The sequence below is a fragment of the Streptomyces sp. NPDC052064 genome (genome assembly GCF_055585925.1).
Window position 1 is genome coordinate 323,430 of sequence record NZ_JBVJJE010000006.1, and the last position, 21,223, is coordinate 344,652.

The window sequence follows — 21,223 nt, forward strand, 5'->3', positions numbered from 1 at the left end:
CCGGTGTTTCTCAGCCGGCCAGCTCCGCCCGTGCCGCCACGAAGGCGTCGACCGCGCGGTTGACGTCCTGCGTCGAGTGCGCGGCCGACAGCTGGACGCGGATCCGGGCCTGGCCCTGCGGCACGACCGGGTACGAGAAGCCGATCACGTACACGCCGCGCTCCAGCAGCAGTTCCGCCATCCGCCCGGCGACCGCCGCGTCACCGATCATCACCGGGGCGATGGCGTGGTCACCGGGGAGGACGTCGAAGCCCTCCTCGGTCATGCGGCCGCGGAAGAGGGCCGTGTTCTCGGCGAGCCGGACGCGCAGGCCGTCCGCCGCCTCCAGCAGGTCGAGCACCTTCAGGGAGGCCGCCGCGATCACCGGGGCGAGCGTGTTCGAGAAGAGGTACGGCCGGGAGCGCTGGCGCAGCAGGGCGACGATCTCGGCGCGTGCCGCGACGTATCCGCCCGAGGCACCGCCGAGCGCCTTGCCGAGCGTGCCGGTGATGATGTCGACGCGGTCCATGACGCCGTGCAGCTCGGGCGTGCCCCGGCCGCCGGGTCCGACGAAGCCGACGGCGTGGGAGTCGTCGACCATGACCATCGCGTCGTAGCGGTCGGCGAGGTCGCAGATCTCCCGCAGCGGGGCGACGTAGCCGTCCATGGAGAAGACGCCGTCGGTGACGATCAGCCGGCGGCGCGCGTCGGAGGCCTCCTTCAGCCGGGCCTCCAGCTCGGCCAGGTCACGGTTGGCGTACCGCAGGCGGCGGGCCTTGGACAGCCGGATGCCGTCGATGATCGACGCGTGGTTGAGGGCGTCGGAGATGACCGCGTCCTCCGGGCCGAGCAGCGTCTCGAACACGCCGCCGTTGGCGTCGAAGCAGGAGGAGTACAGGATCGTGTCCTCCTGGCCGAGGAACGCCGACAGCCGTGCCTCCAGTTCCTTGTGCACCTCCTGCGTGCCGCAGATGAAGCGGACGGATGCCATGCCGTAGCCCCAGCGGTCCAGGGCCTCGTGGGCGGCGGCGACGACCTCGGGGTGGTCGGCGAGGCCGAGGTAGTTGTTGGCACAGAAGTTGAGGACCTCGCCGGGGCGGCCGCCCGCGGTGACGTTGACGGTGGCGGACTGCGGGGTGCCGAGCACGCGCTCGGGCTTGTGCAGGCCGGCGGCGCGGATCTCGTCGAGGGTGGCGCGCAGGTCGTCGCGCACGGAGTCGAACATGAGGGGCTCCTGAAGTGCTTGCGGTGAGGGGGAGTTACGCGGTCCAGTCGAGGATGACCTTGCCGCCGCGGCCGCTCGCCGCGTCGGCGAACGCCGCCTCGTGGTCGCGGAAGCCGTACCGGCCGGTGATCACGGGCGCGAGGTCGAGGCCGCCTTCCAGCAGCACGGACATCGCGTACCAGGTCTCGAACATCTCGCGGCCGTAGATGCCCTTGACGGTGATCATCGAGGTGACGATCCGGGCCCAGTCGACGGGGAACTCCTGCGCGGGCAGGCCGAGCATCGCGATCCGGCCGCCGTGTGTCATGTTGGCGATCATGTCCCGCATCGCCTCGGGACGGCCGGACATCTCCAGGCCGATGTCGAAGCCCTCGCGCAGGCCGAGCGTGCGCTGCCCGTCTGCGATGGTGGCGTCGGCGACATTGAGCGCGAGGCTGACACCGATCTTGCGGGCCAGTGCCAGCCGCTCCTCGCTGACGTCGGTGATCATGACGTTGCGGGCTCCGGCGTGCCGGGCCACGGCGGCGGCCATCAGGCCGATCGGTCCCGCCCCGGTGATCAGCACGTCCTCACCGACGAGCGGGAACGACAGCGCCGTGTGCACGGAGTTGCCGAACGGGTCGAAGATCGCGGCCACGTCGAGGTCGACGGGCACGCGGTGCACCCAGACGTTGGCGGCGGGCAAGGCCACGTACTCGGCGAACGCCCCGTCCCGGCCCACCCCCAGCCCGATGGTGGCCCGGCACAGGTGACGGCGGCCGGCCAGGCAGTTGCGGCATTTGCCGCACACGAGGTGGCCCTCGCCGCTCACCCGGTCGCCGATGCCGATGTCGTTGACGTCCCGTCCGGTCTCGACGACCTCGCCGACGAACTCGTGCCCGAGCACGAGCGGGGTGCGGATCGCCTGCCGCGCCCAGCCGTCCCAGGCCCTGATGTGCAGGTCGGTGCCGCAGATTCCGGTGCGCAGCACCTTGATCAGTACGTCGCCGGGCCCGAGGGCGGGCTCCGGGACGTCCGCGAGCCACAGCCCGGGCTCCGCCTTCTGTTTGACCAGCGCCTTCACCGCTACGGCTCCTGGGGGGGTGAGTCCCGGCTCCGGGCATGCCGAAGGAGCCCCTGGCCGGGAGAGGAGTGGGATCGCACAGCAATCTGCCGCACGCCGGCCGCACCGGTCCATCGAGGTTTTCTTAAGCGCCGCCTCAGCTTTCCTTCACGCCCGCCTGGTGCGCTGCGGAAACCCGGGGCGTGTCAGTAGGGCAGCCGGCCGTCCCAGCCCTCCAGCTGTACGACGAGCTGGGCGGCGTGTTCCTTGATGGCCGTCAGGCCCGGCTTCCCCCACGGCCGGGGCCCGACGTCGGCGACGCTGACCGTGCCCAGCACCAGGCCCGTGCAGTCGATGAGCGGTGCTCCCAGATAGGAACGGATACCGAACTCGTCGACCACCGGATTGCCCGCGAACCGCGGATAGTCGTGGACGTCCTCCAGGACCAGGGCCTTGCGTCGCGCCACCACATGGGGGCAGAAGCCATGGTCGCGGGGCAGAGTACGGCCGACCCGGGGGCTGGACCCGTCGCTCCGCACCACCGGCGTGACGGCTGGAACGTACAGGCCCGCGTAGAACTGGCCCCGCTCGTCCGGGAAGTTGACCATGGCGTACGGCGCCCCGGTGAGCTCGGCGAGGCGGTGCGCGAAGGCGTCGAGTGCGGGTTCGGGGCGCTCCCCCAGGCCCAGCAGGCGCAGTCGGCCGGCACGAGCGGGGGCCTCCTTGTCCTCGGGTGTGAGCAGCAGACGACCGGCCGGGCGCGGCGGGTCGTAGCTCATGGGCGTCCTCCCGGACTGTGGGCATGCGTCATATACGGGCTCCCTGGCGGGTGTTGGGGGATCACATGTGGGCGCCATACCCCGTCGTGGGGGCGGGCGCATGGGCGATGAGGTGACGCACGAGGGTCAGCAGGGTCTGGACCCCGGAACTGGAGATCCGGGCGTCGCAGCACACGACGGGGATCTCCTCCGACAGGTCGAGGGCCGCGCGCACCTCCTCCGGGTCGTAACGGAAGGCGCCGTCGAACTCGTTGACGGCGACGATGAAGCCGAGGCCGCGCTGTTCGAAGAAGTCGACGGCCGCGAAACACTCCTGGAGGCGGCGGGTGTCGGCGAGGATGACCGCCCCGAGCGCGCCCTCGCACAACTCGTCCCACATGAACCAGAACCGCTCCTGGCCGGGGGTGCCGAACAGGTACAGCACGTGTTTCGCGTCGAGCGTGATGCGGCCGAAGTCCATGGCCACGGTCGTCTCGACCTTGTTCTCGATGCCGTCGAGGTTGTCGGTCGCGGCACCGACGGTGGTGAGCAGCTCCTCCGTGCTGAGCGGCGCGATCTCGCTGACCGCGCCGACGAAGGTCGTCTTGCCCACGCCGAACCCGCCCGCCACAAGGATCTTGAGGGCGGTGGGGAACGGGTCGCCGCCGTGGCCGGAAGCGCCGGCGTAGTCAGAGCTGTCGTCGTAGTCCATCGAGCACTGCCTCCAGAAGGGCCCGGTCCGTCGGGTTGTGGTGGAACGCGGGGGGCTTGGTGGTCAGCGCCCCGCAGTCCACGAGGTCCGCCAGCAGCACCTTGGTGACGGCCACCGGCAGCTTCAGATGGGCGGCGACCTCCGCGACGGCGACGGGCACACTGCACCGCTCCAGTGCCTGCGCGTGCTCGGGGCCGAGGTAGCCGAGGGGGGTCGCCCCGGTGGCCATCACCTGCGACATCAGGTCGAGCGCGACGGTGGGACGGGTGCGGCCGTTGCTGACCGTGAACGGGCGCACCAGCCGCCCGGCCGCGTCGTCGAGCCAGGGCCCGTCACCGGCCGCCGCCACGCTCAACGCCTCATCGCCGGGGATTCGACGGACTGCTGGCGGGGGGCGGTGACCAGGTACGGGCGGACGCTCTTGACCAGCATCGCCATCTCGTAGCCGAGGACGGCCGCGTCGGCCTCTCGGCCGGCGAGCACGGCCAGGCAGGTGCCGGAGCCGGCGGTGGTGACGAACAGCAGGGTCGAGTCGAGTTCGACCACGACCTGCCGGACGTCGCCGCCGTCGCCGAAGCGGACGCCGGCGCTGCGGCCGAGGGAGTACAGGCCGGAGGCCAGGGCGGCCATGTGGTCGGCGCTGTCCGGGTCGAGCCCGTGCACGGACTTCACGAGTCCGTCGCAGGACAGGAGCACCGCGGCGGTCGTGTGCGGTACGCGCTGCACGAGGCCGCTCATCAGCCAGTCGAGATCGGATACATGGGCGGTCGGCGCATCGCTCGCCATGGTGGATCGACTCCTTGGGGTACGAAGGTCTGAGGGAGCGCTGGGGGTGGGGGTGGAAACGGGGGTGGTCATCCGGCGGGTGCGCTCCCGTCGTGCCGGGTGGTGATGTGGTCGGGGCGGGACGCGGTCACACCGTCCCGGGCGCCGCGCGCCTCGGTTGTGCGGGCCGCGTCCACGGTGGGGAGGGACTCGGTGTGCACCGGCTCCATGGCGATCGGGTCCCTGTGCGCGGGCTCCCTGTGCGCGGGGTCCCCGTGTGGCGGCTTCACGTGTGTCGACCCCACGTGTGCCGACTCCATATGCGTCGGCTCCGTGTGCGTTGGCTCCATGTGTGCCGGCTCGTTGCGCGTCGGAGGCTCCCCGTGCGTCGACGGCTCCATGTCGCCCCACTCCGTGTTCCCGGCCTCCATGTGCTGTTGGGCCTCGGCGAGGCTGATGCCGCGCTGGAAGGCTGCCATCAGGCCGGGATCATGGCCGACGAGGTGGTCGGGGTCCTGACGCGGCGTGGGACCGTCGCGCAGCTGGGGCGCGATGTGTTCCTGGGCGCGGCGGCGGGGCAGTTGGGGCTTGCCCATCGTGCCGCGCACGGTGCCGTTGCGCGGGGTGGGCGGCGCGATCACGTTCTCGGCGAGGATGCGCCGGTCGTCGGGGCTGATACCGGGCCTCGCCTCGGCCGGGTTGGGCCGCTCCCGATGGGTTCCGCGCACGGGCAGGGGCGCGGGCCGGCCGCTCTGCGGGCGTCCGCCCGAGGCCGGTTCGGCCTCCTGCCGGTGCGCCCGGGATGCGGCGGGCAGGACCGACGGCAGCGCATCGGACGGGGCGTCTGACCCGGACGAGAATCCGTACCCCACCGAGGACACCGACGCAGCCGCGGATCCGGCTTCGGGCGAGCTTCCGAGCCCGGCCCCACCGGACACAGCCCCCTCGTCCCGGGACGCCGCTCCGTCTCCTGCCCCGGCCGCGGACTGCCCGAGCTGTCCGTGCTCTCCGTGCTGCCGGCTCTGCCGCAGCGGTACGGCCGGACGATCCGCACCGCCCGCCTCGCCCTCCGGCTGTCCAGTGCTCCCGGGCGCGCCCGCCTCCGCCCCCAGCAGCGCCTGGGGCACGACGAGCACCGCCTGCACTCCGCCGTAGATGTTGGTCTGGAGGCGGACGGTGATGCCGTGCCTCCTGGCCAGCTGCGAGACGACGAACAACCCGATGCGGCCGTCCGCGAGGAGCCGGGCGACGTTCACCTGGTCCGGGTCGGCGAGCAGCGCGTTCATCCGCGTCTGCTCCTCCAGGGGCATGCCCAGTCCACGGTCCTCGACCTCGACGGCCAGCCCGGCGGTGACGAGGTTGGCGCGCAGCAGCACCTGGGTGTGCGGGGCGGAGAACACCGTGGCGTTCTCCACGAGTTCGGCCAGCAGGTGGATGACGTCGGCCACGGCGTGTCCGCCCAGGGTGCCGTCGATCGGCGGCACCAGCTTGACCCGGGAGTACTGCTCGACCTCGGCGATGGCCGAGCGCAGCACCTCGGTCATGGAGACCGGGTTGCTCCACTGGCGGCGGGAGACGGCCCCGCCGAGCACGGCGAGGTTCTCGGCGTGGCGGCGGATGCGGGTGGCGAGGTGGTCGACGTGGAAGAGCCCCTTGAGCAGGTCGGGGTCCTCCATCTCGTTCTCCAGCTCGTCGAGGATGGAGATCTCGCGGTGCACCAGCGACTGCAAGCGCCGGGCGAGATTGACGAACACCTCGAGCTTCTGTTCGCTGCCCGCCTGGCTGGAGAGCTGTGAGGCCTGGACGACGGCGGTGACGGCGCCGTCGTGCACACGGGTCAGGTCGGCGGCGAGGAGTTCGAAGTCGTCGGCGCCCTCGGCGGGGCCACCGCGCTGACTGCTCTGCGAGCTGAGCTGCGGCGGTCCGTCGCCGCGGCGCAGCGTCTCGACCAGGGCGCGCAGGTCGGCCTCGCGCCGTGCGGTGGTGCGGCGCAGGACGCCGATGCGGTCGTGCACGGACCGGGCGGCCCGGTTGGCGGCCACTGCGGCGACGACGATGCCGACGAGGGTCACCGAGACCGCCCCGGCGAGCACGGCCCACAGCGTCGGTTCCGGCCGCGCTCCGGTGGACCGGACGGTGAAGAGGACGGCGGCACAGCCGCTGAGGGCGACGGCGACGGGCGGCAGCACGGCGAGACGCAGCAGCTGGGGCCGTATGTGGGTCTCGGGCAGCGCGGGTGCGGTGCGGGCGGCCGGCCGCCCGTGCCGCCCGCCCTCACGGCGGTCTGCGCGTGCGGTCGGGGCGCGGAGGTGAGACATCGGTGTCCTCGTACTGGTCCGTCGGGCCTGGGTGCCAGGGGGGCTTGCGGTGATACGACCGGGCTCACGGGGTCGCTTCCGCGCGCCCCGAGCCGTCCGCCCGGGCTCGCCCTGCTCCCGCCCGGCACCGCCGCGTCCGGAGTCCGTGTGCTGCCCGGGGCCGGAGGAGGTCACCACGGCGGCGCGTGTACCGGCATCCGTCGTGCGCGGGCAGCGGGAATCCCCCTCGCGTCGACTCCCTCGTCCGCCTTGCGCCTGCACGTGCCGGTCCCCGCTCCCTGATCCGTCTGTTTCCCGACGGACACTGACAGTAGTCGTCAGCGCATCATGTGCGGTGGGCAGTTGACAAACTCATACGGTGAGCGTCCCGCTCTGGTATGAGACCTCGTACGACAGATCGATAAACCCCTCGCGCAAAGCTCCCGCGAAGAGAAAGGGTTCGATCCGACCTGGTCAGAAGCGGTCATGAGCAAACGGCGAGGTCCGGGGGCTCCGCGCTCCCCGGCCCTCGCCGTCTGCCCGTCACTCGTCGACTGTCCGCCCGCGGTCGGCCCGCCGACGGCGTTTCAGCGTCTTCGGCACTCTTCGCCACCCCTCCCTGATCGTCACTGACCGTGTCGGCCTGGGCCATGGCTGCCCGCGCCCGGAAGTCGGGCTCACAGGGAAGCCGGGTGCGCCGGACAACCGGCGCGGGCCGCCAGCTCGGCCACCGCCTCGGCCACCGCCGGAGCCGACTTGAAGCCGGAGCCCGACCAGCCCGCCGCCACCACGGTGCGCGGAAGTTCGGGCACGGGCCCCAGCAGAGCCGTCGGACTGACGTACAGATCGCGGCCGCGCACGCTGGTGAGCGCCCTCGCCTCGGTCAGGAACGGCAGCCGCGGACCCGACGCGGTGCTCTCCCTGGACCGGCCCGGGATGCTGAGGGACTCCTTCGAACTGCGCGAGTTCCAGGGCGACGACAGCTTCGAGATCGGCCCCTTCCGTGTCGACACACGCCTGCTGCCGCCTCGTCCCGAACGCGGGCGTCCGGCTGACCGCGGGCGGCACGTCCCTGGCCTGCACCGGAGACACCGGGCCCAGTCCCGAGGTGACCGCCCTGGGACGGGACGCCGACGTACTGCTGTCCGAGGCCACGTACGTCGACCAAGTTCCGTGCGCTGACGAGGAGTTCCTCTTGAGCGCGCGCCTGGCGGGTGAGTACGCTGAGGTGGCCGGGGCAGCACGGCCGCCTCCCTCCCTCCGCCCGTCTCCACACCTGACCTCTAGGACCCGGCCGGGGCGACGTCTCCCTGATCCGCAGTGACAACCGGGTGACGGTGGACGCCTACCGCTCCGGCTCACTGGACGGCGCCTGGGTTCCCGAGCCGACCGCCGCGATCCTGGTCGCGGAGGGGGCACGCGTGCTGCTGGACGAGGCGGACCTCTGGCCCGGTCGCCGGTTCGTCACGACGAACGTCATCGTCTCACCCACGTTCCTGGCGAAACACCCGGACATGGTCGACGCGGTCGTACGGGCATCCGTCGCTGCCAACGCCTGGATCGACACCCATACCCAGGAAGCCAGGACCGCGGCCGGCGCCCACCTCAAGCGCTTGACGGGCAAGGCGCTTCCGGCTGCCGTGCTCGACGCCGCCTGGCAGGGGATCACGTTCACCGACGACCCGCTGCCGAGGACCCCGCGCGCCCAGGCCCGGCACGCCGCGCGGCTGCGCCTGCTCGAATCGGATGACCTGACGGGAATCTACGACGTGGGTGCGCTCGACAGGGCGTTGCGGTCGGCGGGGCTTCCGCTGGTCGAAGAAGGACCTCCGTGACGATGGCGGGCGTCCGCGCCCCTCACACGCCGCGGCACCACCGGATCACTTCTCGCCCGCGAGGTCGAGATCCCCTGGAGCGGTCGGCGCGGTGGCCACCCTCGTGGTACGGCGCCACGGATGAGCGAGGGGCGCGGACACCGCCCGCCACCAAGGCTCCCCGGGGAGCTTCCCAGCCGGCTCGAAGGGCTCGCCAGGCCGGGGGAACGCCACGTCCTGTCCCGCCTCCTCGGCCACGTCCTTCGTCCACTCCCCCGGCTCGGCCCAGGCATGGGTGGCGAGGTTGAACGTGCCCCAGTGGATCGGCAGCAGCACCCCGTGCGGCTTGCCTCCCTGGAGGTCGAGCTGGGCCTGGAGCCCCTCCGGGGGCGTCATGTGGATGTCCGGCCAGAAGTCGGAGTACGCACCGAGCTGGATCATCGTCGCGTCGAACGGCCCGTGCTCGGCGCCGATCTCCTTGAAGCCGTCGAAGTAGCCGGTGTCGCCGCTGTGGTAGATCCGGTGCTCCTCGCCGGCGACGACCCAGGAGGCCCACAGGGTGTGCTGGGTGTTGCGCAGCCCCCGCCCGCAGAAGTGCCGGGCCGGAGTGGCGGTCAGGGTGAGGCCGCCGATCTTCGTGGCCTCGTGCCAGTCCAGTTCGCGCAGCCGGTCGGCGGACACACCCCAGTGCTCCAGGTGCGCCCCGACGCCGAGCGGCACGGCGAACAGCGTGTCCGTGCCGGCCAGGGCCTTGATGGTGGGCATGTCCAGGTGGTCGTAGTGGTCGTGCGAGATGACCACGACGTCGACCGGGCCGAGCGCGGCCAGCGGCAGGGGCACCGGGTGCAGCCGCTTGGGACCGGCGAAGGGGAACGGGGAGCAGCGCTCGCCCCACACCGGGTCGAACAGGACGCGCCGGCCGTCGATCTCGGCGAGCACGCTGGAGTGCCCCATCCAGGTCAGCCGCAACCCGGTGGCCGGCGGCCGGGCTATGTCGGCGAGGGTGGTGGCGTGCACCGGAACCGTGCCCTTCGGGGAGCGGCGGGGCCGGGTCTCCTTGTCGAAGAAGACCTTCGCGAAGTCCAGGGCCGAGCCCGAGGGGCGGGTCCGCGCGGGGCCGCCGGGGTTCCGGAAGACCCCGTTCTCGAAGTGGGGCGATCTGCGGATGCGCGCCATGCGCTCTCCGCTCGGGTCCGCACCGAACGCCCCGGGCGGGAGCGCGCGGAGCCCGGAGCTCAGGGAACGGAAACCGGCCACGGTACCTCCAGGTGGAGTCAGTCAGGCTTTCCATTATGGTCGGCCCCTCCGACAACACTGGGCCGCAGGGGCCCCGCGACCGTGATACTGAACAGGTATTCAGTAATCCCGGCGAAGGAGCCCGCATGGCCAGCCCTCTGCTGTCCCTCACCTGGACCGACCACATCACCGGCCGCCAGGGTTTCCTGGTCGTCGACCGGCTGGTGCGCGGTGTCGCCAGTGGCGGTCTGCGGATGCGCCCGGGCTGCACCCTGGACGAGGTCACCGGCCTGGCCCGCGGCATGAGCATGAAAGAGGCCCTCCACTACGACCCCGACAGCCGCTACGTCCCGCTCGGCGGCGCCAAGGGCGGCATCGACTGCGATCCGCGCGATCCGGAGGCCTACCCGCTGCTGGTGCGGTACCTGCGTGCCATGCGGCCGTACATCGAGAGCTTCTGGACGACCGGCGAGGACCTCGGGCTCACCCAGGACCTGGTGGACCGGGCCGCGGCCGAGGCGGGACTGGTCTCCTCCATCCAGGCCGTGTACCCGCTGCTGGACGACGAGGCCGAGTCCCGGCGCCGGCTCGGGGACGCGTTCGCGGTCGAGGTGGACGGCATCGGGCTCGACGAGCTGGTCGGCGGCTGCGGTGTCGCCGAGGCGGCCCTCACGGCGCTGGACCGTGCCGGGGTGTCCCGCGCGGGGACGCGGGTCGCCCTCCAGGGGCTGGGCACCATGGGCGGGGCCACCGCACGCTTCCTCACACGCGCTGGACTCACGGTCGTGGCGGTCGCCGACATCAAGGGCACGATCGCCAATCCGGCGGGGCTCGACGTCGAGGAGCTGCTCGCCGCGCGGGATTCCCACGGCACCGTGGACCGCTCCGCGCTGCGTCCGGGCGACCGCGAACTGCCGGGCGACGCCTGGCTGTCGGCCGACACGGACGTCCTGGTGCCCGCGGCCGTCTCGTACGCGATCGACGCCGGGAACCAGGAGCGGATCACCGCCCGCTGGGTCGTCGAGGCGGCCAACATGCCCGTGCGACCGGAGGCGGAGCTACTGCTGGCCGCGCGCGGGGTGACCGTGCTGCCGGACGTCGTGGTCAACTCCGGGACGAACGCCTGGTGGTGGTGGACGCTGTTCGGGGACATCGGCGCCGACGCGGAGGAGGCGTTCGCGCACACACGCCGCTCGATGCGGTCCCTGGTCGAGCGGATGCTGGCCCGCGCACTGGCCGACGGCACGACACCACGGGACGCGGCCCACGCGCTCGTGGCGGACCGGCTGCCGGTCATAGCGGAACGGTTCGGCTGGTACCGCTGACGGACGGCGAGGCAGCCACGGGCCCCACACCGGACCGGCCGGACACGCACGTCAAGAGGGTGCACGCGCGTGTGTAGGGTGACGGCGTGACGAGAGTCCGGTTGAGCGTGGCGGAACGGCGCGGGGAACTGCTGCGGGCCGCCGTCGAGCAGATCGAGGCCCGGGGCGTGGCGGCGGTCAGGATCGCCGACGTGGCCTCGGCGCTCGGTGTGAGCAACGCGCTGGTGCTCTATCACTTCTCGACGAAGGAGAAGCTGGTCGCCGCCGCGTTCCGGCACGCGGCCGAGGCCGACCTCGCCCATCTGCGCAGACTGCTCGGCCGCCGTACGTCGGCACTGCGCCGGCTGCGGTCGGCCGTACGGTGGTACGCCCCGACAGGCCAGGCCAAGGGCTGGCGGCTGTGGATCGAGGGCTGGGCGGCGGCGCTGCGTGAGCCCGCGCTGCGGGAGGTCACCCAGGACCTCGACAGGCAGTGGAAGGCGGCCCTCGCCGAGGTCATCACGGAGGGCGTGGCGGCCGGCGAGTTCCACTGCCCCGACCCGCACGGCACGGCCCTCCGCCTCACCGCCCTTCTCGACGGCCTCGCCGTCCAGCTGATGTCCTACGCGGGCGCGGTGCCGCGGGCACGGGCGCAGGAGTGGGCCGAGGAAGCACTTGCTCGCGAACTGGGCCTGGAGACCGTGGCCTTGACCCTGCCCTGACCGGTCCGGCAACCCAAGACGGCCGCCTATCCGCGATCGACGGTGCCGCCTGAGGTCGTTTCGGGTTTGGTGTGGAGGACCTCGCGAGCCTGCTCCGCGGCGCGGACAAGGCTCTCGGCTACGAAGTCGACGAAGCGGGCGATGTTCTCGAGGCGGGTGGCGGCCGGGGTGTCGGGGCCGAGGACGCCGACGCCCTGCCGCGCGGTCTCGGCGAGCTGAGCACTGGACCGGGCGCTGGCCATCATCCCTTGGTAAAAGACGTCGTCGTCGACGGCGTAGCGCTCGCGGCGGCCTTCTTCGCGTTCCCGGCGGATGAGGCCCTGGCTTTCGAGAAACGTGACCGCTTTGGAGACGGACGCCGGGCTGACCTGGAGGTGGCGGACGAGTTCGGACGCGGTGAGGCTGCCCGCGTCGGTGGTGTAGAGGCAGGTCAGCACCCGGGACATCATCTTGGGCAGGCCCTGTTGCATGAGGAGGGTGGTGAACATCTCCTCGTACTCGCGCACGGCCTCGGCGTCGCGTCCATGGGCCGGCGCGGGCGCCTCGGCCCCCCTTGGCGCGGCCTGCCTGCGCCGGTGGGTGCGGCGTTCGGTGGCGCGGTGGGCCAGGTCGGCGCGGTAGGCGGTGGGGCCGCCGTTGCGCATCACCTCACGCGTGACCGTCGAGGTCGGACGATCGAGACGTCTGCCGATCTCCGCGTAGGCGAGGCCATCGGCCAGCCCCTGCGCGATCTGCTGGCGTTCCTGCTGGGTGAGCCTGCCTCCCGGCATCGCGGTCTCCTTAGTGCTCCTTGGTGCGCTCAGCATAGCGTTCACCCTCTATCCATTGCAACGCACAGGAGCGGCGACCGTTGCGTTGAATGTAAATCCATTGCAACGAATACATGGCGTTGACCTGCCTCTATAGTGTTTCTACGCAACGAATGTGTTGCCGAATCCACGAATGCAACGTAGCTTTTCCATCGCTGGAAACAACGGGTCGAAGGAGAACACGATGCGGAATCATCGCCACCACGGTCGCGATGTGAGAGCGGCGGAACAGACCAAGGTCGAATACGGCGACGGCGTCGGCGCTTCCCGATCCGTCGAGGTGACCGTCCAGCTGCCCGCCGGCTCCCGCATCGCGGCGAATACGGCCGGCGCCGAGTTCCGGGGCATCGGCCGACTGGGCGGCCCCGCGCAGATCAGCACCAGAAAGGGCGACCTCCGCATCGCCGAGGCCGTGCGGGGCACGGTCACGCTGCGCACCGAGCACGGCGAGATCTCGCTCGGCGCGGCCCGCGGAGTCTCCGCCCCCCTGGACGCCGGCACCACGTACGGCCGGACCCACAACACGCTTCGGAACACCGACGGAGCCGCCGACCTGAACCTCCACGCGCCCACCGCCTACGGCGACATCACCGCCCGCAGCCTCTGAGAAGCACGGCCCTTGGCGGTCGGCACAACGTCGTCGCTGCCTGGGCAGCCCCGTCACCGCATCAACCACCCAACCCGTAAGGAGCACACAGCCATGTCCCTCACCGTTGCCGGGCAGGACCGCCCGGAGTTGCAGAAGGCCCTTCAGGAGATCATCGATTCCGGTTTCAGCGGCGTGCAGTTGCGCGTGCACGACGAGCGGGGCGAGTGGGTCGGCAGCGCCGGGGTGCGCAAGCTGGGCGAGAGCGCCAAACCGCCGACCAACGGGCGGTTCCGGATCGGCAGCACCACCAAGGCCTTCACCGCGACCGTGGTGCTGCGACTCGTGGCCGAGGGCAAGATCGGGCTGGACAGCCCAGCGGATGACTACCTGCCCCGGTTCGGGCTGGACCGGCGGATCACGGTACGGATGCTGCTGCAGCACACCAGCGGGCTGTTCAACTACACCGGCGAGTACTACGACGACGGGACGGTCGCGCCGGGGATCCCCTGGCAGGGGCAGGAGTACGTGGACAACCAGTTCCACACCTACCAACCGGAGGAGCTGGTACGGCTGGCGTTGTCCAAGCCGGCGCGCTTCGAGCCGGGGACGGACTGGAGCTACTCCAACACCAACTACGTACTGGCCAAGTTGCTGATCGAGGAGGTCACCGGCCGTTCGTTGGCCGAGGAGCTGCATCGGCTGATTTTGCAGCCACTGGGAATGTCGGGCACCGTGGCGCCGGGCGCCTCGCCGGAGATCCCCGAGCCGCACGCTCACGGCTACTACCGGTACGAGCACGCCGGCCAGTGGAAGGTGGTCGATGTCACCCGCTTCAACGTCTCCTGGATCTCCGCCGCCGGTGACATGATCTCGACCACCGAGGATCTCCACCTGTTCTTCTCCGCGCTGATGAGCGGCAAGCTCCTGCCGGACTCACTGCTTGCCGAGATGCGCACGCCGCATCCCAAGGCCGGCTACGGCCTGGGGTTGTTCGTGGAGGAGACGGACGGCGGCGGCACCATCTTCAACCACAACGGCGGCTTTTTCGGTTGGGGGGCTCTGATGTACAGCACACCCGACGGCGGTACGACCCTGACCGCCTCCCTGACCACCGGGGACGCCGAGCTCGACTTCGCCGCCACGGCCGAGGCGTTCCAGAAGGCGCAGCAGAGGCTCGTCAAGGAGGTGTTCCGCGGCGGGCAGGCCGAGGTCGCTGACAAGACCGAGCCGGCTCAATGAACAGGCAGGACACGAACCGGCTCACGCCGGGCTCACCGAGCTCGACGTGAGCGGATCAGCGGTGGCCGTGGGGCACTTCCAGGTCAGGACCGCCACGCGCATATGGCCTGTCAGATCGTCGAGCCGTTCATCGTCCCGTCCGAGGGGTGGAGAAGACGGCACTCACCAAGCGCGTGACGCCCGAGCACATGGAACTACTGTGTCGCGTCATGACAGTCCTGATCATCGGTGGTAGCGGGTTCCTGGGCGCTGAACTGGTCCGCCGGTCGGCAGCGGCCGGGCACGCGACGGCCGCGACCTTCGCGACCAGGCCCGGCACCACCCCCGGGGTCGCATGGCACGCCCTCGACCTGCGGGACCCCCAGCGCGTCGAAGCAGTCGGGGCTGAGGTCCGCCCGCGCCTCGTCGTCAACGCGACGAGCAGCGAATCCGACTGGGCGGTCACCGCCGAGGGCCCTGTCCGCATGGCGATGGCTGCGGTGAAGTACGGCTGCCGCCTGGTCCATGTATCCAGCGACGCAGTGTTCTCCGGCGCACGCGTCCACTACGACGAGGACTGCCCGCCCGATCCTGTCACCCCCTACGGCGCGGCCAAGGCCGCAGCGGAGACAGGGGTTCGCCTCGTACACCCGGATGCCGTTGTCGCTCGCACCTCGCTGATCATCGGCGACCGGCAGTCCGTGCACGTACGCATGGTGCACGACCTCGTGGCCGGTACCCGAAACGGCGTCCTGTTCACCGACGACGTCCGCTGTCCCGTCCATGTGGCCGACCTGGCCGCCGCCCTGCTGGAACTCGCGGGCTGCGACGCACACGGCGTACACCATCTGGCAGGGTCCGACGCCGTGAGCCGCCACGAGCTCGGAACCCTTGTAGCCAGGCGCGACGGGCTCGACGTCTCCCGGCTGCCCGTGGGCCTGCGGGCCGAAAGCGCGCTCCCCGGGGCCCTCGACGTCCGCCTCGACAGCCGCGCCACCCAGCGCAAGCTGCACACCACGTTGCGCGGCGCCCGCCAGTTCCTCGCGGTGGGAGCTTGAGCGCGAAGCGGCGCGCTCACCAGGGCGGCCACGACGGGCCCGCACCCGCCGACGGCGAGAAGGGGACGTGTCGGGGGGTGTCCGCCCGCAGCGGTTGGCGCGTCAGCGGACAGTCAGTCGGTACTCGACCCCATCGCGCCGTTCCGAGGACGGACACCCCCCGGCGCGGCCCCGACCCACCACCACCGCGAAGGCGCTACGCGCACCCCACCGCACCCGCGCAGGCCGCCGCAGGCACCCGCACGGCACCCGCGCAGGCCGCCGCAGGCGCCCGCACCGCACCCCCGCAGGCCGCCGCAGGCACCCGCACCCGTCCCCCTACGCCACCGAAGCGATCCGCATCCTGATGTCCTCCGGCGACAGAGCCCCCTTGGCCGTCACGTGATCCCCCGACGACTCCCCACGCAGCCGCCGTCCGATCCACGGCACCAGAAACTCCCGCGCCCAGTGCACATTGTCCCGCCGAACCTCAAGCGGCCCCCGCGCCGGCAGCGGTGGCCACGGTTGCTCCGGGTCGGCCGGAACCTCCAGCCCGAGCACCTGCCCCGCACGGAGCGCCACCCGCGTGTGCCCCTCGGGCGACAGGTGCAGCCGGTCGGCGTCCCATGCCCTGCGGTCCTGGACACTGCGCAGGGACCACAGGTCGAGCACCGGGCAGCCGTACCGGTCGGCGATGGCCCGGACATGCCCGTTGTACGTCGCGATCTTGCCCCGCAGGTGCTTGAGCACGGGCATCCCACGGGTGTCGAACCCGGTCGTCACCATCACCGTGCCGGCCACGGCGGTGAGCCGCACAAGGGCCCGCTCGAAACGCTCGGCCACCTCGTCCGGGTCGGTACCGGGCCGGAGGATGTCGTTGCCCCCGGCGCAGAACGAGACGAGGTCCGGGGCCATTTCGGCGGCCCGCGGAACCTGGTCCGCCACGATCTGGTCGAGGAGCTTCCCGCGCACGGCGAGGTTGGTGTACTGGAAGTCGCCTTCGGGCCGGCGGTCGGCGAGCAGGACGGCGAACCGGTCGGCCCAGCCGACGAACGCCCCGTCGGGGCCGGGATCACCGACGCCCTCGGTGAAGCTGTCCCCCACCGCCACGTACGACCCGATCACTGCTCTGCTGTCACTCTTCGAATCGTCTGCCACAGCCGCTCATGATTCACCCTCCAATGTGACCTACGCGACCGTAGGCAGGGGTTGACGGGCGGTGAGATAAGCCACTCCCAAAGTGTTCGCCAACTCCGGAATACGTCACCCGTCAGCGATGTTGGGGAGTCAGTCGCCATACCCGGAAGCCCGTGATCCGGAAGTGGCTCCACACGGTCCGGAAGGCGAAGTGCCCGCCGGTGTACGGCCGCGGGTCTGCGTAGTCGAAGACGAGGCGCCCGTTGTTCCACCACCTGACCGTCGAGCCGTCGGAGACGATCCGGACCCGATTGGGCTCGTTGGGGACCAGCAGCGGCTCGGTGTAGTCGTAGATCAAGGGCCGGACGCCGGGCTCGCCGACGTACCGCCGCAGCCGGGTCGTGGTGTTGTAGTTGGCGCCGTAACCGGAGTAGTACGTCGTCAGGTGGTCGTACTCCTCCAGCGCCCCACCCCGCGGCGTGGCGAAGAGGTCGCCCGGGGAGCGCACGTCGGTCGCGTTCCAGAAGTTGTTGAGATCCGAGACCCGGTCGTTGACCCCGCCCTCGGAGACAGGCGTGGCGGTGTACTCGAGGACGTAAGGGCCTTCGAGCCGCCGCCTGAACCACACGGTCGCCCCGCTCGGCACGTCGATCTCCAGAACGCCGCGAGAGGCGGTGACGGTGCCGCCGCCCTGGAGTTCGGTCGCCCACTGGGCGAGGCCGTGGCAGAAGTCGTCGTGGGCGACGAGGCGGCGGTGCCGGGGCGCGGCGTACGCGGCGCCCGTCGGAACGAGGGCCGTCAGGGCGGCTCCGGCGGACAGGGCTGCGAACGCTCTGCGAGTGGTCGGCACGGGACACGTCTCCTTGGGGGATCCGCCTGGAAGGCTCTAGAAAGCGCTTGCGCTCCGGACGGGATCACTGTCTCCCAACTGCCGCCCGCTGTCGATCCCTTGGGATGACCGGAAGGTGCGCACACACCGAAGGCCGGACCCGGGGATCGGGGTCCGGCCAACGGTCGCGTGTCAGGCAGGTGGTCGTGCGGTCGGTCAGCCGACGGAGATGCCGTGCGAGCGCAGGTAGGCGACCGGGTCCACGTCCGAGCCGTAGTCCGGCGTGGTGCGGATCTCGAAGTGCAGGTGCGGTCCGGTCACGTTGCCGGTGGCACCGGAGAGGCCGATCTGCTGTCCGGCGCTCACGGTCTGGCCGGCCGAGACGGAGAGCGAGGACAGGTGGGCGTACTGCGCGTAGTTGCCGTCGTTCAGCTTGATGACGACCTGGTTGCCGTACGCGCCGCCCCAGCCCGCGGAGACGACCGTGCCCGCGCCGACGGCCTTGAGCGAGGTGCCGGTCGGGACGACGAAGTCGACACCGGTGTGGTAGCCGCTGGACCACATGCTGCCGGACATGCGGTACGGGGTGCCGACGGTGGCGCCGTCCACCGGGAGGCTGTAGCCGCTGGAGGTCGCGGCGGCCGGCTTGGCGGCAGCCGGCTTCGAGGACGACCCGGAGGCGGACGACTTCGAAGCCGAGGACTTGGAAGCCGAGGGCTTCGACGGCTTGAGGGCCGAGGACTTCGACGAGGACGGGGACGAAGACTTGGACTCGCCCGCCGCCTTCTTGCCGATCGACAGCTTCAGGCCCGGGTGGATCAGCGACGGGTCGTCGCCGACGGCGTCCCGGTTGTCCGAGTAGAGCTTCTTCCAGCCGCCGCTGACGTTCTGATCGTCGGCGATCTTCGCGAGATAGTCACCGGCCTGCACGGTGTACGTGCGGGCGCCCGTGGCCTTCTCGGCGGCCTCCTTCTCGGCGACCGGAGCGGACTGGACGGCCTTTTCCGGAGCCGACTGCGGGGTGGCGGCGTGGGCACCGGCGGCCCCCATGAGCGGAAGGGCGAGAGCCGCCCCGCCGGTTCCGGCGACGGCGATGGAGCGGGTGAAACGCTGGGTCTTCGGGCGGCGGTGCTTACCCTTCGCGGGCATGGCGAATTCCTCTCCGTCGCCTGCGAGGTGAGCTGTCGGGTGCGGGCTGGAGATGCCCGGCCGCGCCGAGGCGCGGCTTAACCCCAAGCCGTTCCGGGAACCGGAACAGGCGTCTTACCTGTGGGTCCCCCGCTCCTGCCGTACGTCGGGTCAGTGTGTGGGGCTCCGGGCGGCGGCAGGATTAGGCGTCCGTCCGGATTGGTGTGGAACGTAAGCGACCAAGACGCAAAGGGACAAGCTTGCGGTTGCCTGTGACAGCGTTTTTCTTGACGCATCGGCACATTTTCCGTCACGGAGCGTGGATTTCCGATCTCCCGCTTTCCTCAATGCCCCTGAACAGCACCAAAATTACGTGCACATGGCAACAACACATCGTCACGAATATGACGATGCTCACGCACCCCGACCTCGTTTCCTTTACGATCGGGGCACGTTATGTCGAAATAACCAAAGCGCTCCCTATTCGGGCAGAACGGCTACTTACGCTTAAGCCGGACGACGGTGGCGTCCAGATCTCCGCGCAGGCCGACCCGCAGCCCGTGATGGAGCAGCACGGCACCCCGGTGAACTTCGCCCGTTTCGAGGCATTCGTACGATGCCGTGGGGTCGAGGCCCCGCAGCCGGAGCGCCGGAACGGGCTCGCCGTAGCGCTGCGCCTGGAGCCAGGCGAGGACGACAACCTCGTCGCCGAGGGCGTACTGCACGGCGCTCAGGCCGCCCTCCGGCGGACGCAGCCGGTACAGGTCGCCGCGCTGCACCACAGGCCGGATCTCCTTGTAGAGCTCCACCCAGTCCCGCGCCTCGGCGAGCTCCGCCTCCGTCCACTTCGTGAGGTCGCCACCGACCCCGAGCACCCCGGCCATGGCACTGACGAACCGGAACCGCAGGGAACTGGCCCGCTGGTTGAGCATGGCGTTCGGACTGTCGGTGACCCAGGCGGCCATGACCCGTGCCGGATGGATCTGACTGAAGCCGTACTGGATGGCGAGCCGGTCGAGCGGGTCGGTGTTGTCCGAGGTCCACACCTGGTCCGTGCGGCTCAGCGCGCCGAGATCGATCCGGCCGCCGCCGCCCGAGCAGGACTCGAAGGCCACCCCGGGATGGGCGACCCGCAGCCGGTCCAGCAGGGCGTACAGGCCGTGGACGTGGTCGACCCACAGCCGCTGCGGGTAGGGGTCGTCCGGCCAGCCGGCGTCGGTGAAGCAGCGGTTGAAGTCCCACTTGACGTAGTCGATCGGGGCGCTGGAGAGGAGACCGTCGAGCCGCTCCCAGAGGTACTCCTGGACATCCTCGCGAGCCAGGTTCAGTACGAGCTGATTGCGGAACTCTGTACGCTTTCGTCCCGGTTGATACTGCACCCATTCCGGATGCGCGCGGTACAGGTCGCTGTCCGGGTTGACCATCTCCGGCTCGACCCAGATCCCGAACCGCATGCCGAGGCCGTGCACGTGGTCGGCGAGCGGCTTGAGGCCGCCCGGGAAGCGGTCGGGGTTCGGGGTCCAGTCGCCGAGCCCGGCCCGGTCGCTGGTGCGCGCCCCGAACCAGCCGTCGTCGACCACGAACAGCTCGACGCCCATGGCGGCGGCCCGCTCGGCGAGCGCCCGCTGCTGCTCCTCCGAGATGTCGAACTCGGTGGCCTCCCAGGAGTTGAACAGCACCGGCCGGTCCTGGTCGGCGTCCGGGATCACGTACGCCCGCTGGTAGGCGTGCCAGGCGCGGCTCGCCCCGCCGAAGCCACCGTCGCTCCAGAGCCCGGCGAAGACGGGGGTCGTGTACGACTCCCCCGTGCCGAGCATCAGCAGGCCCGAGTCGTCGTACCCCGCCCCGCCGGTGATCTGCACGCGCGCGTCCGGGAGTTGGGCCACGGCGATCCGCCAGGACCCGGACCAGCCCAGGGCGCAACCGTAGACCTCCCCGCTCTCCTCGGTCGCGTCGGTGTCGAGCGCGACCCACGGCAGGTGCTGGTGACCGGTGTGGCCGCGGCGGCTGCCGATGACCTTCTCGCCGTGGGTGAGGACGGAGCGCTCCAGCCGGGACTCGGCGCCCCAGCGGCCGTGCAGCTGGGACAGCCGCCAGGTGTCGCGGTCGGGCAGGGTCCAGGTGGCGGAGTCGGCGCGCAGCACCTCGACGGCGGGTCCGTGGTTGTCCAGGGTCACCCAGCGCTCGACGACGTCCGTCGAGGAGCGCATCCGGTAGTGCAGCGTGATGGTCAGGTCACCGTCGCGGAAGCGCAGCCGCAGCTCGTCGGCCTCGGCGTCGTGCCCGGCGTAGGTCCACTCGGTGCCGCGCCGCTCCGCGGTGCGGACGGACAGGGCGGGCCGGACGAAACGGGGGCCGCCCTCGACCGGATACTCCTCGCGCCCGTCGAGCGGGGATTCGAAAGGCCAGTAGTCCGGCAGCGGCCGGACGGCGAGGGCCTCGGCGTCGGCGAGGCCGATCCGGGGGCCCCAGTGCAGGTGCAGCAGCTCGTCGCGGTCGGTGACATGGACGGCGTAACTACTGGCCGGACCCGAGAGCACCCACGTACGACCGTCTTCGGAGATGTCCAGCATCAAGCCCTCACAGATTCGTACAAGCCCGACCAGGCGCGACCAGGCCCCA

General features: G+C 71.1%; 20 protein-coding genes and 1 riboswitch. Of the genes, 6 read left to right on the forward strand and 14 right to left on the reverse strand.

The genetic code is table 11. The features are described 5' to 3' along the window. Window positions 1-10 precede the first annotated feature (10 nt). From ACZ6TU_RS18595 to ACZ6TU_RS18630, 8 genes are all read right to left on the reverse strand, one after another. Window positions 11-1,204, reverse strand: coding sequence for a glycine C-acetyltransferase (locus ACZ6TU_RS18595; protein WP_467670708.1), 1,194 nt, complete (start codon window positions 1,202-1,204; stop codon window positions 11-13). A 34-nt stretch (window positions 1,205-1,238) separates the two neighbouring features. Then, window positions 1,239-2,267, reverse strand: a complete 1,029-nt coding sequence (gene tdh / locus ACZ6TU_RS18600; RefSeq protein WP_467670706.1) for an L-threonine 3-dehydrogenase — start codon at window positions 2,265-2,267, stop codon at window positions 1,239-1,241. A 185-nt stretch (window positions 2,268-2,452) separates the two neighbouring features. Further along, window positions 2,453-3,025 (reverse strand): GAF domain-containing protein, encoded by a 573-nt coding sequence (locus ACZ6TU_RS18605; protein ID WP_467670704.1) that lies wholly within the window; start codon window positions 3,023-3,025, stop codon window positions 2,453-2,455. A gap of 61 nt (window positions 3,026-3,086) precedes the next feature. Continuing rightward, window positions 3,087-3,716, reverse strand: coding sequence for a GTP-binding protein (locus ACZ6TU_RS18610; protein WP_467670702.1), 630 nt, complete (start codon window positions 3,714-3,716; stop codon window positions 3,087-3,089). Beyond that, a complete protein-coding gene (locus ACZ6TU_RS18615) occupies window positions 3,694-4,065 on the reverse strand; it encodes a DUF742 domain-containing protein (protein ID WP_010044672.1) in 372 nt (123 codons plus the stop codon). Before ACZ6TU_RS18615 ends, ACZ6TU_RS18610 begins: the two co-directional genes overlap by 23 nt. Window positions 4,066-4,067: 2 nt before the next feature. After that, window positions 4,068-4,502, reverse strand: coding sequence for a roadblock/LC7 domain-containing protein (locus tag ACZ6TU_RS18620; RefSeq protein WP_467670700.1), 435 nt, complete (start codon window positions 4,500-4,502; stop codon window positions 4,068-4,070). Between the two features lie 68 nt (window positions 4,503-4,570). Continuing rightward, window positions 4,571-6,799 (reverse strand): sensor histidine kinase, encoded by a 2,229-nt coding sequence (locus ACZ6TU_RS18625; protein ID WP_469549610.1) that lies wholly within the window; start codon window positions 6,797-6,799, stop codon window positions 4,571-4,573. A gap of 656 nt (window positions 6,800-7,455) precedes the next feature. Next, the gene (locus ACZ6TU_RS18630; protein ID WP_467670696.1) at window positions 7,456-7,791 is read right to left on the reverse strand and encodes a hypothetical protein; all 336 of its coding nucleotides are present in this window, start codon (window positions 7,789-7,791) and stop codon (window positions 7,456-7,458) included. A gap of 297 nt (window positions 7,792-8,088) precedes the next feature. On the opposite strand from ACZ6TU_RS18630, the gene ACZ6TU_RS18635 reads away from it, so the two are divergent. Then, window positions 8,089-8,613 (forward strand): ABC transporter substrate-binding protein, encoded by a 525-nt coding sequence (locus tag ACZ6TU_RS18635; RefSeq protein ID WP_467671482.1) that lies wholly within the window; start codon window positions 8,089-8,091, stop codon window positions 8,611-8,613. Window positions 8,614-8,658: 45 nt separating this feature from the next. On the opposite strand, the gene ACZ6TU_RS18640 is transcribed toward ACZ6TU_RS18635, so the two are convergent. Next, window positions 8,659-9,849, reverse strand: coding sequence for an MBL fold metallo-hydrolase (locus tag ACZ6TU_RS18640; protein WP_467670694.1), 1,191 nt, complete (start codon window positions 9,847-9,849; stop codon window positions 8,659-8,661). 125 nt (window positions 9,850-9,974) lie between these two features. Between ACZ6TU_RS18640 and ACZ6TU_RS18645 the strand changes: the two genes are divergently transcribed. Both ACZ6TU_RS18645 and ACZ6TU_RS18650 read left to right on the forward strand, forming a co-directional pair. Further along, window positions 9,975-11,153, forward strand: a complete 1,179-nt coding sequence (locus ACZ6TU_RS18645) for a glutamate dehydrogenase (RefSeq protein WP_469549616.1) — start codon at window positions 9,975-9,977, stop codon at window positions 11,151-11,153. Window positions 11,154-11,239: 86 nt separating this feature from the next. Further along, complete coding sequence (locus tag ACZ6TU_RS18650; protein ID WP_467670690.1) at window positions 11,240-11,854, forward strand: TetR/AcrR family transcriptional regulator; 615 nt, start codon at window positions 11,240-11,242, stop codon at window positions 11,852-11,854. Window positions 11,855-11,880: 26 nt separating this feature from the next. On the opposite strand, the gene ACZ6TU_RS18655 is transcribed toward ACZ6TU_RS18650, so the two are convergent. Continuing rightward, window positions 11,881-12,624 carry a helix-turn-helix domain-containing protein gene (locus tag ACZ6TU_RS18655; protein ID WP_467671480.1) on the reverse strand — a complete coding sequence of 248 codons (744 nt, stop codon included), beginning with the start codon at window positions 12,622-12,624 and terminating at the stop codon, window positions 11,881-11,883. A gap of 223 nt (window positions 12,625-12,847) precedes the next feature. Here ACZ6TU_RS18655 and ACZ6TU_RS18660 point away from each other — a divergent pair, with 223 nt between their 5' ends. The 3 genes from ACZ6TU_RS18660 to ACZ6TU_RS18670 all read left to right on the forward strand — a co-directional run bounded on the left by ACZ6TU_RS18660 (window position 12,848) and on the right by ACZ6TU_RS18670 (window position 15,528). After that, window positions 12,848-13,270 carry a DUF4097 family beta strand repeat-containing protein gene (locus ACZ6TU_RS18660; RefSeq protein ID WP_467670688.1) on the forward strand — a complete coding sequence of 141 codons (423 nt, stop codon included), beginning with the start codon at window positions 12,848-12,850 and terminating at the stop codon, window positions 13,268-13,270. Between the two features lie 93 nt (window positions 13,271-13,363). Beyond that, window positions 13,364-14,491 carry a serine hydrolase domain-containing protein gene (locus ACZ6TU_RS18665; protein WP_467670686.1) on the forward strand — a complete coding sequence of 376 codons (1,128 nt, stop codon included), beginning with the start codon at window positions 13,364-13,366 and terminating at the stop codon, window positions 14,489-14,491. A 209-nt stretch (window positions 14,492-14,700) separates the two neighbouring features. Then, window positions 14,701-15,528, forward strand: a complete 828-nt coding sequence (locus ACZ6TU_RS18670; RefSeq protein ID WP_469549621.1) for an SDR family oxidoreductase — start codon at window positions 14,701-14,703, stop codon at window positions 15,526-15,528. Window positions 15,529-15,846: 318 nt separating this feature from the next. Here the strand turns inward: ACZ6TU_RS18670 and ACZ6TU_RS18675 are convergent, their stop codons facing one another. The 4 genes from ACZ6TU_RS18675 to ACZ6TU_RS18690 form a co-directional block, all read right to left on the reverse strand. Next, window positions 15,847-16,632: an SGNH/GDSL hydrolase family protein gene (locus ACZ6TU_RS18675; protein ID WP_469549892.1), complete on the reverse strand. Its 786-nt coding sequence runs from the start codon at window positions 16,630-16,632 to the stop codon at window positions 15,847-15,849. Window positions 16,633-16,777: 145 nt separating this feature from the next. Continuing rightward, window positions 16,778-17,494, reverse strand: a complete 717-nt coding sequence (locus tag ACZ6TU_RS18680) for a DUF6250 domain-containing protein (RefSeq protein ID WP_469549625.1) — start codon at window positions 17,492-17,494, stop codon at window positions 16,778-16,780. Window positions 17,495-17,689: 195 nt separating this feature from the next. Then, window positions 17,690-18,622 (reverse strand): M23 family metallopeptidase, encoded by a 933-nt coding sequence (locus ACZ6TU_RS18685; RefSeq protein ID WP_469549627.1) that lies wholly within the window; start codon window positions 18,620-18,622, stop codon window positions 17,690-17,692. 4 nt (window positions 18,623-18,626) lie between these two features. Further along, window positions 18,627-18,781: riboswitch (cyclic di-AMP (ydaO/yuaA leader) on the reverse strand. A gap of 317 nt (window positions 18,782-19,098) precedes the next feature. After that, window positions 19,099-21,174, reverse strand: coding sequence for an alpha-galactosidase (locus ACZ6TU_RS18690; protein ID WP_469549629.1), 2,076 nt, complete (start codon window positions 21,172-21,174; stop codon window positions 19,099-19,101). Between the last annotated feature and the right edge of the window lie 49 nt (window positions 21,175-21,223).

What these genes read in the sequence shown, in the direction of transcription:
- ACZ6TU_RS18665 (WP_467670686.1), top strand. Translation starts at nt 13,364, where the DNA reads ATGTCCCTCACCGTTGCCGGGCAGGACCGCCCGGAGTTGCAGAAGGCC.
- ACZ6TU_RS18660 (WP_467670688.1), top strand. Translation starts at nt 12,848, where the DNA reads ATGCGGAATCATCGCCACCACGGTCGCGATGTGAGAGCGGCGGAACAG.
- ACZ6TU_RS18645 (WP_469549616.1), top strand. Translation starts at nt 9,975, where the DNA reads ATGGCCAGCCCTCTGCTGTCCCTCACCTGGACCGACCACATCACCGGC.
- ACZ6TU_RS18655 (WP_467671480.1), bottom strand. Translation starts at nt 12,624, where the DNA reads ATGCCGGGAGGCAGGCTCACCCAGCAGGAACGCCAGCAGATCGCGCAG.
- ACZ6TU_RS18690 (WP_469549629.1), bottom strand. Translation starts at nt 21,174, where the DNA reads ATGCTGGACATCTCCGAAGACGGTCGTACGTGGGTGCTCTCGGGTCCG.
- ACZ6TU_RS18595 (WP_467670708.1), bottom strand. Translation starts at nt 1,204, where the DNA reads ATGTTCGACTCCGTGCGCGACGACCTGCGCGCCACCCTCGACGAGATC.
- ACZ6TU_RS18620 (WP_467670700.1), bottom strand. Translation starts at nt 4,502, where the DNA reads ATGGCGAGCGATGCGCCGACCGCCCATGTATCCGATCTCGACTGGCTG.
- ACZ6TU_RS18670 (WP_469549621.1), top strand. Translation starts at nt 14,701, where the DNA reads ATGACAGTCCTGATCATCGGTGGTAGCGGGTTCCTGGGCGCTGAACTG.
- ACZ6TU_RS18610 (WP_467670702.1), bottom strand. Translation starts at nt 3,716, where the DNA reads ATGGACTACGACGACAGCTCTGACTACGCCGGCGCTTCCGGCCACGGC.
- ACZ6TU_RS18605 (WP_467670704.1), bottom strand. Translation starts at nt 3,025, where the DNA reads ATGAGCTACGACCCGCCGCGCCCGGCCGGTCGTCTGCTGCTCACACCC.
- ACZ6TU_RS18685 (WP_469549627.1), bottom strand. Translation starts at nt 18,622, where the DNA reads ATGCCCGCGAAGGGTAAGCACCGCCGCCCGAAGACCCAGCGTTTCACC.
- ACZ6TU_RS18625 (WP_469549610.1), bottom strand. Translation starts at nt 6,799, where the DNA reads ATGTCTCACCTCCGCGCCCCGACCGCACGCGCAGACCGCCGTGAGGGC.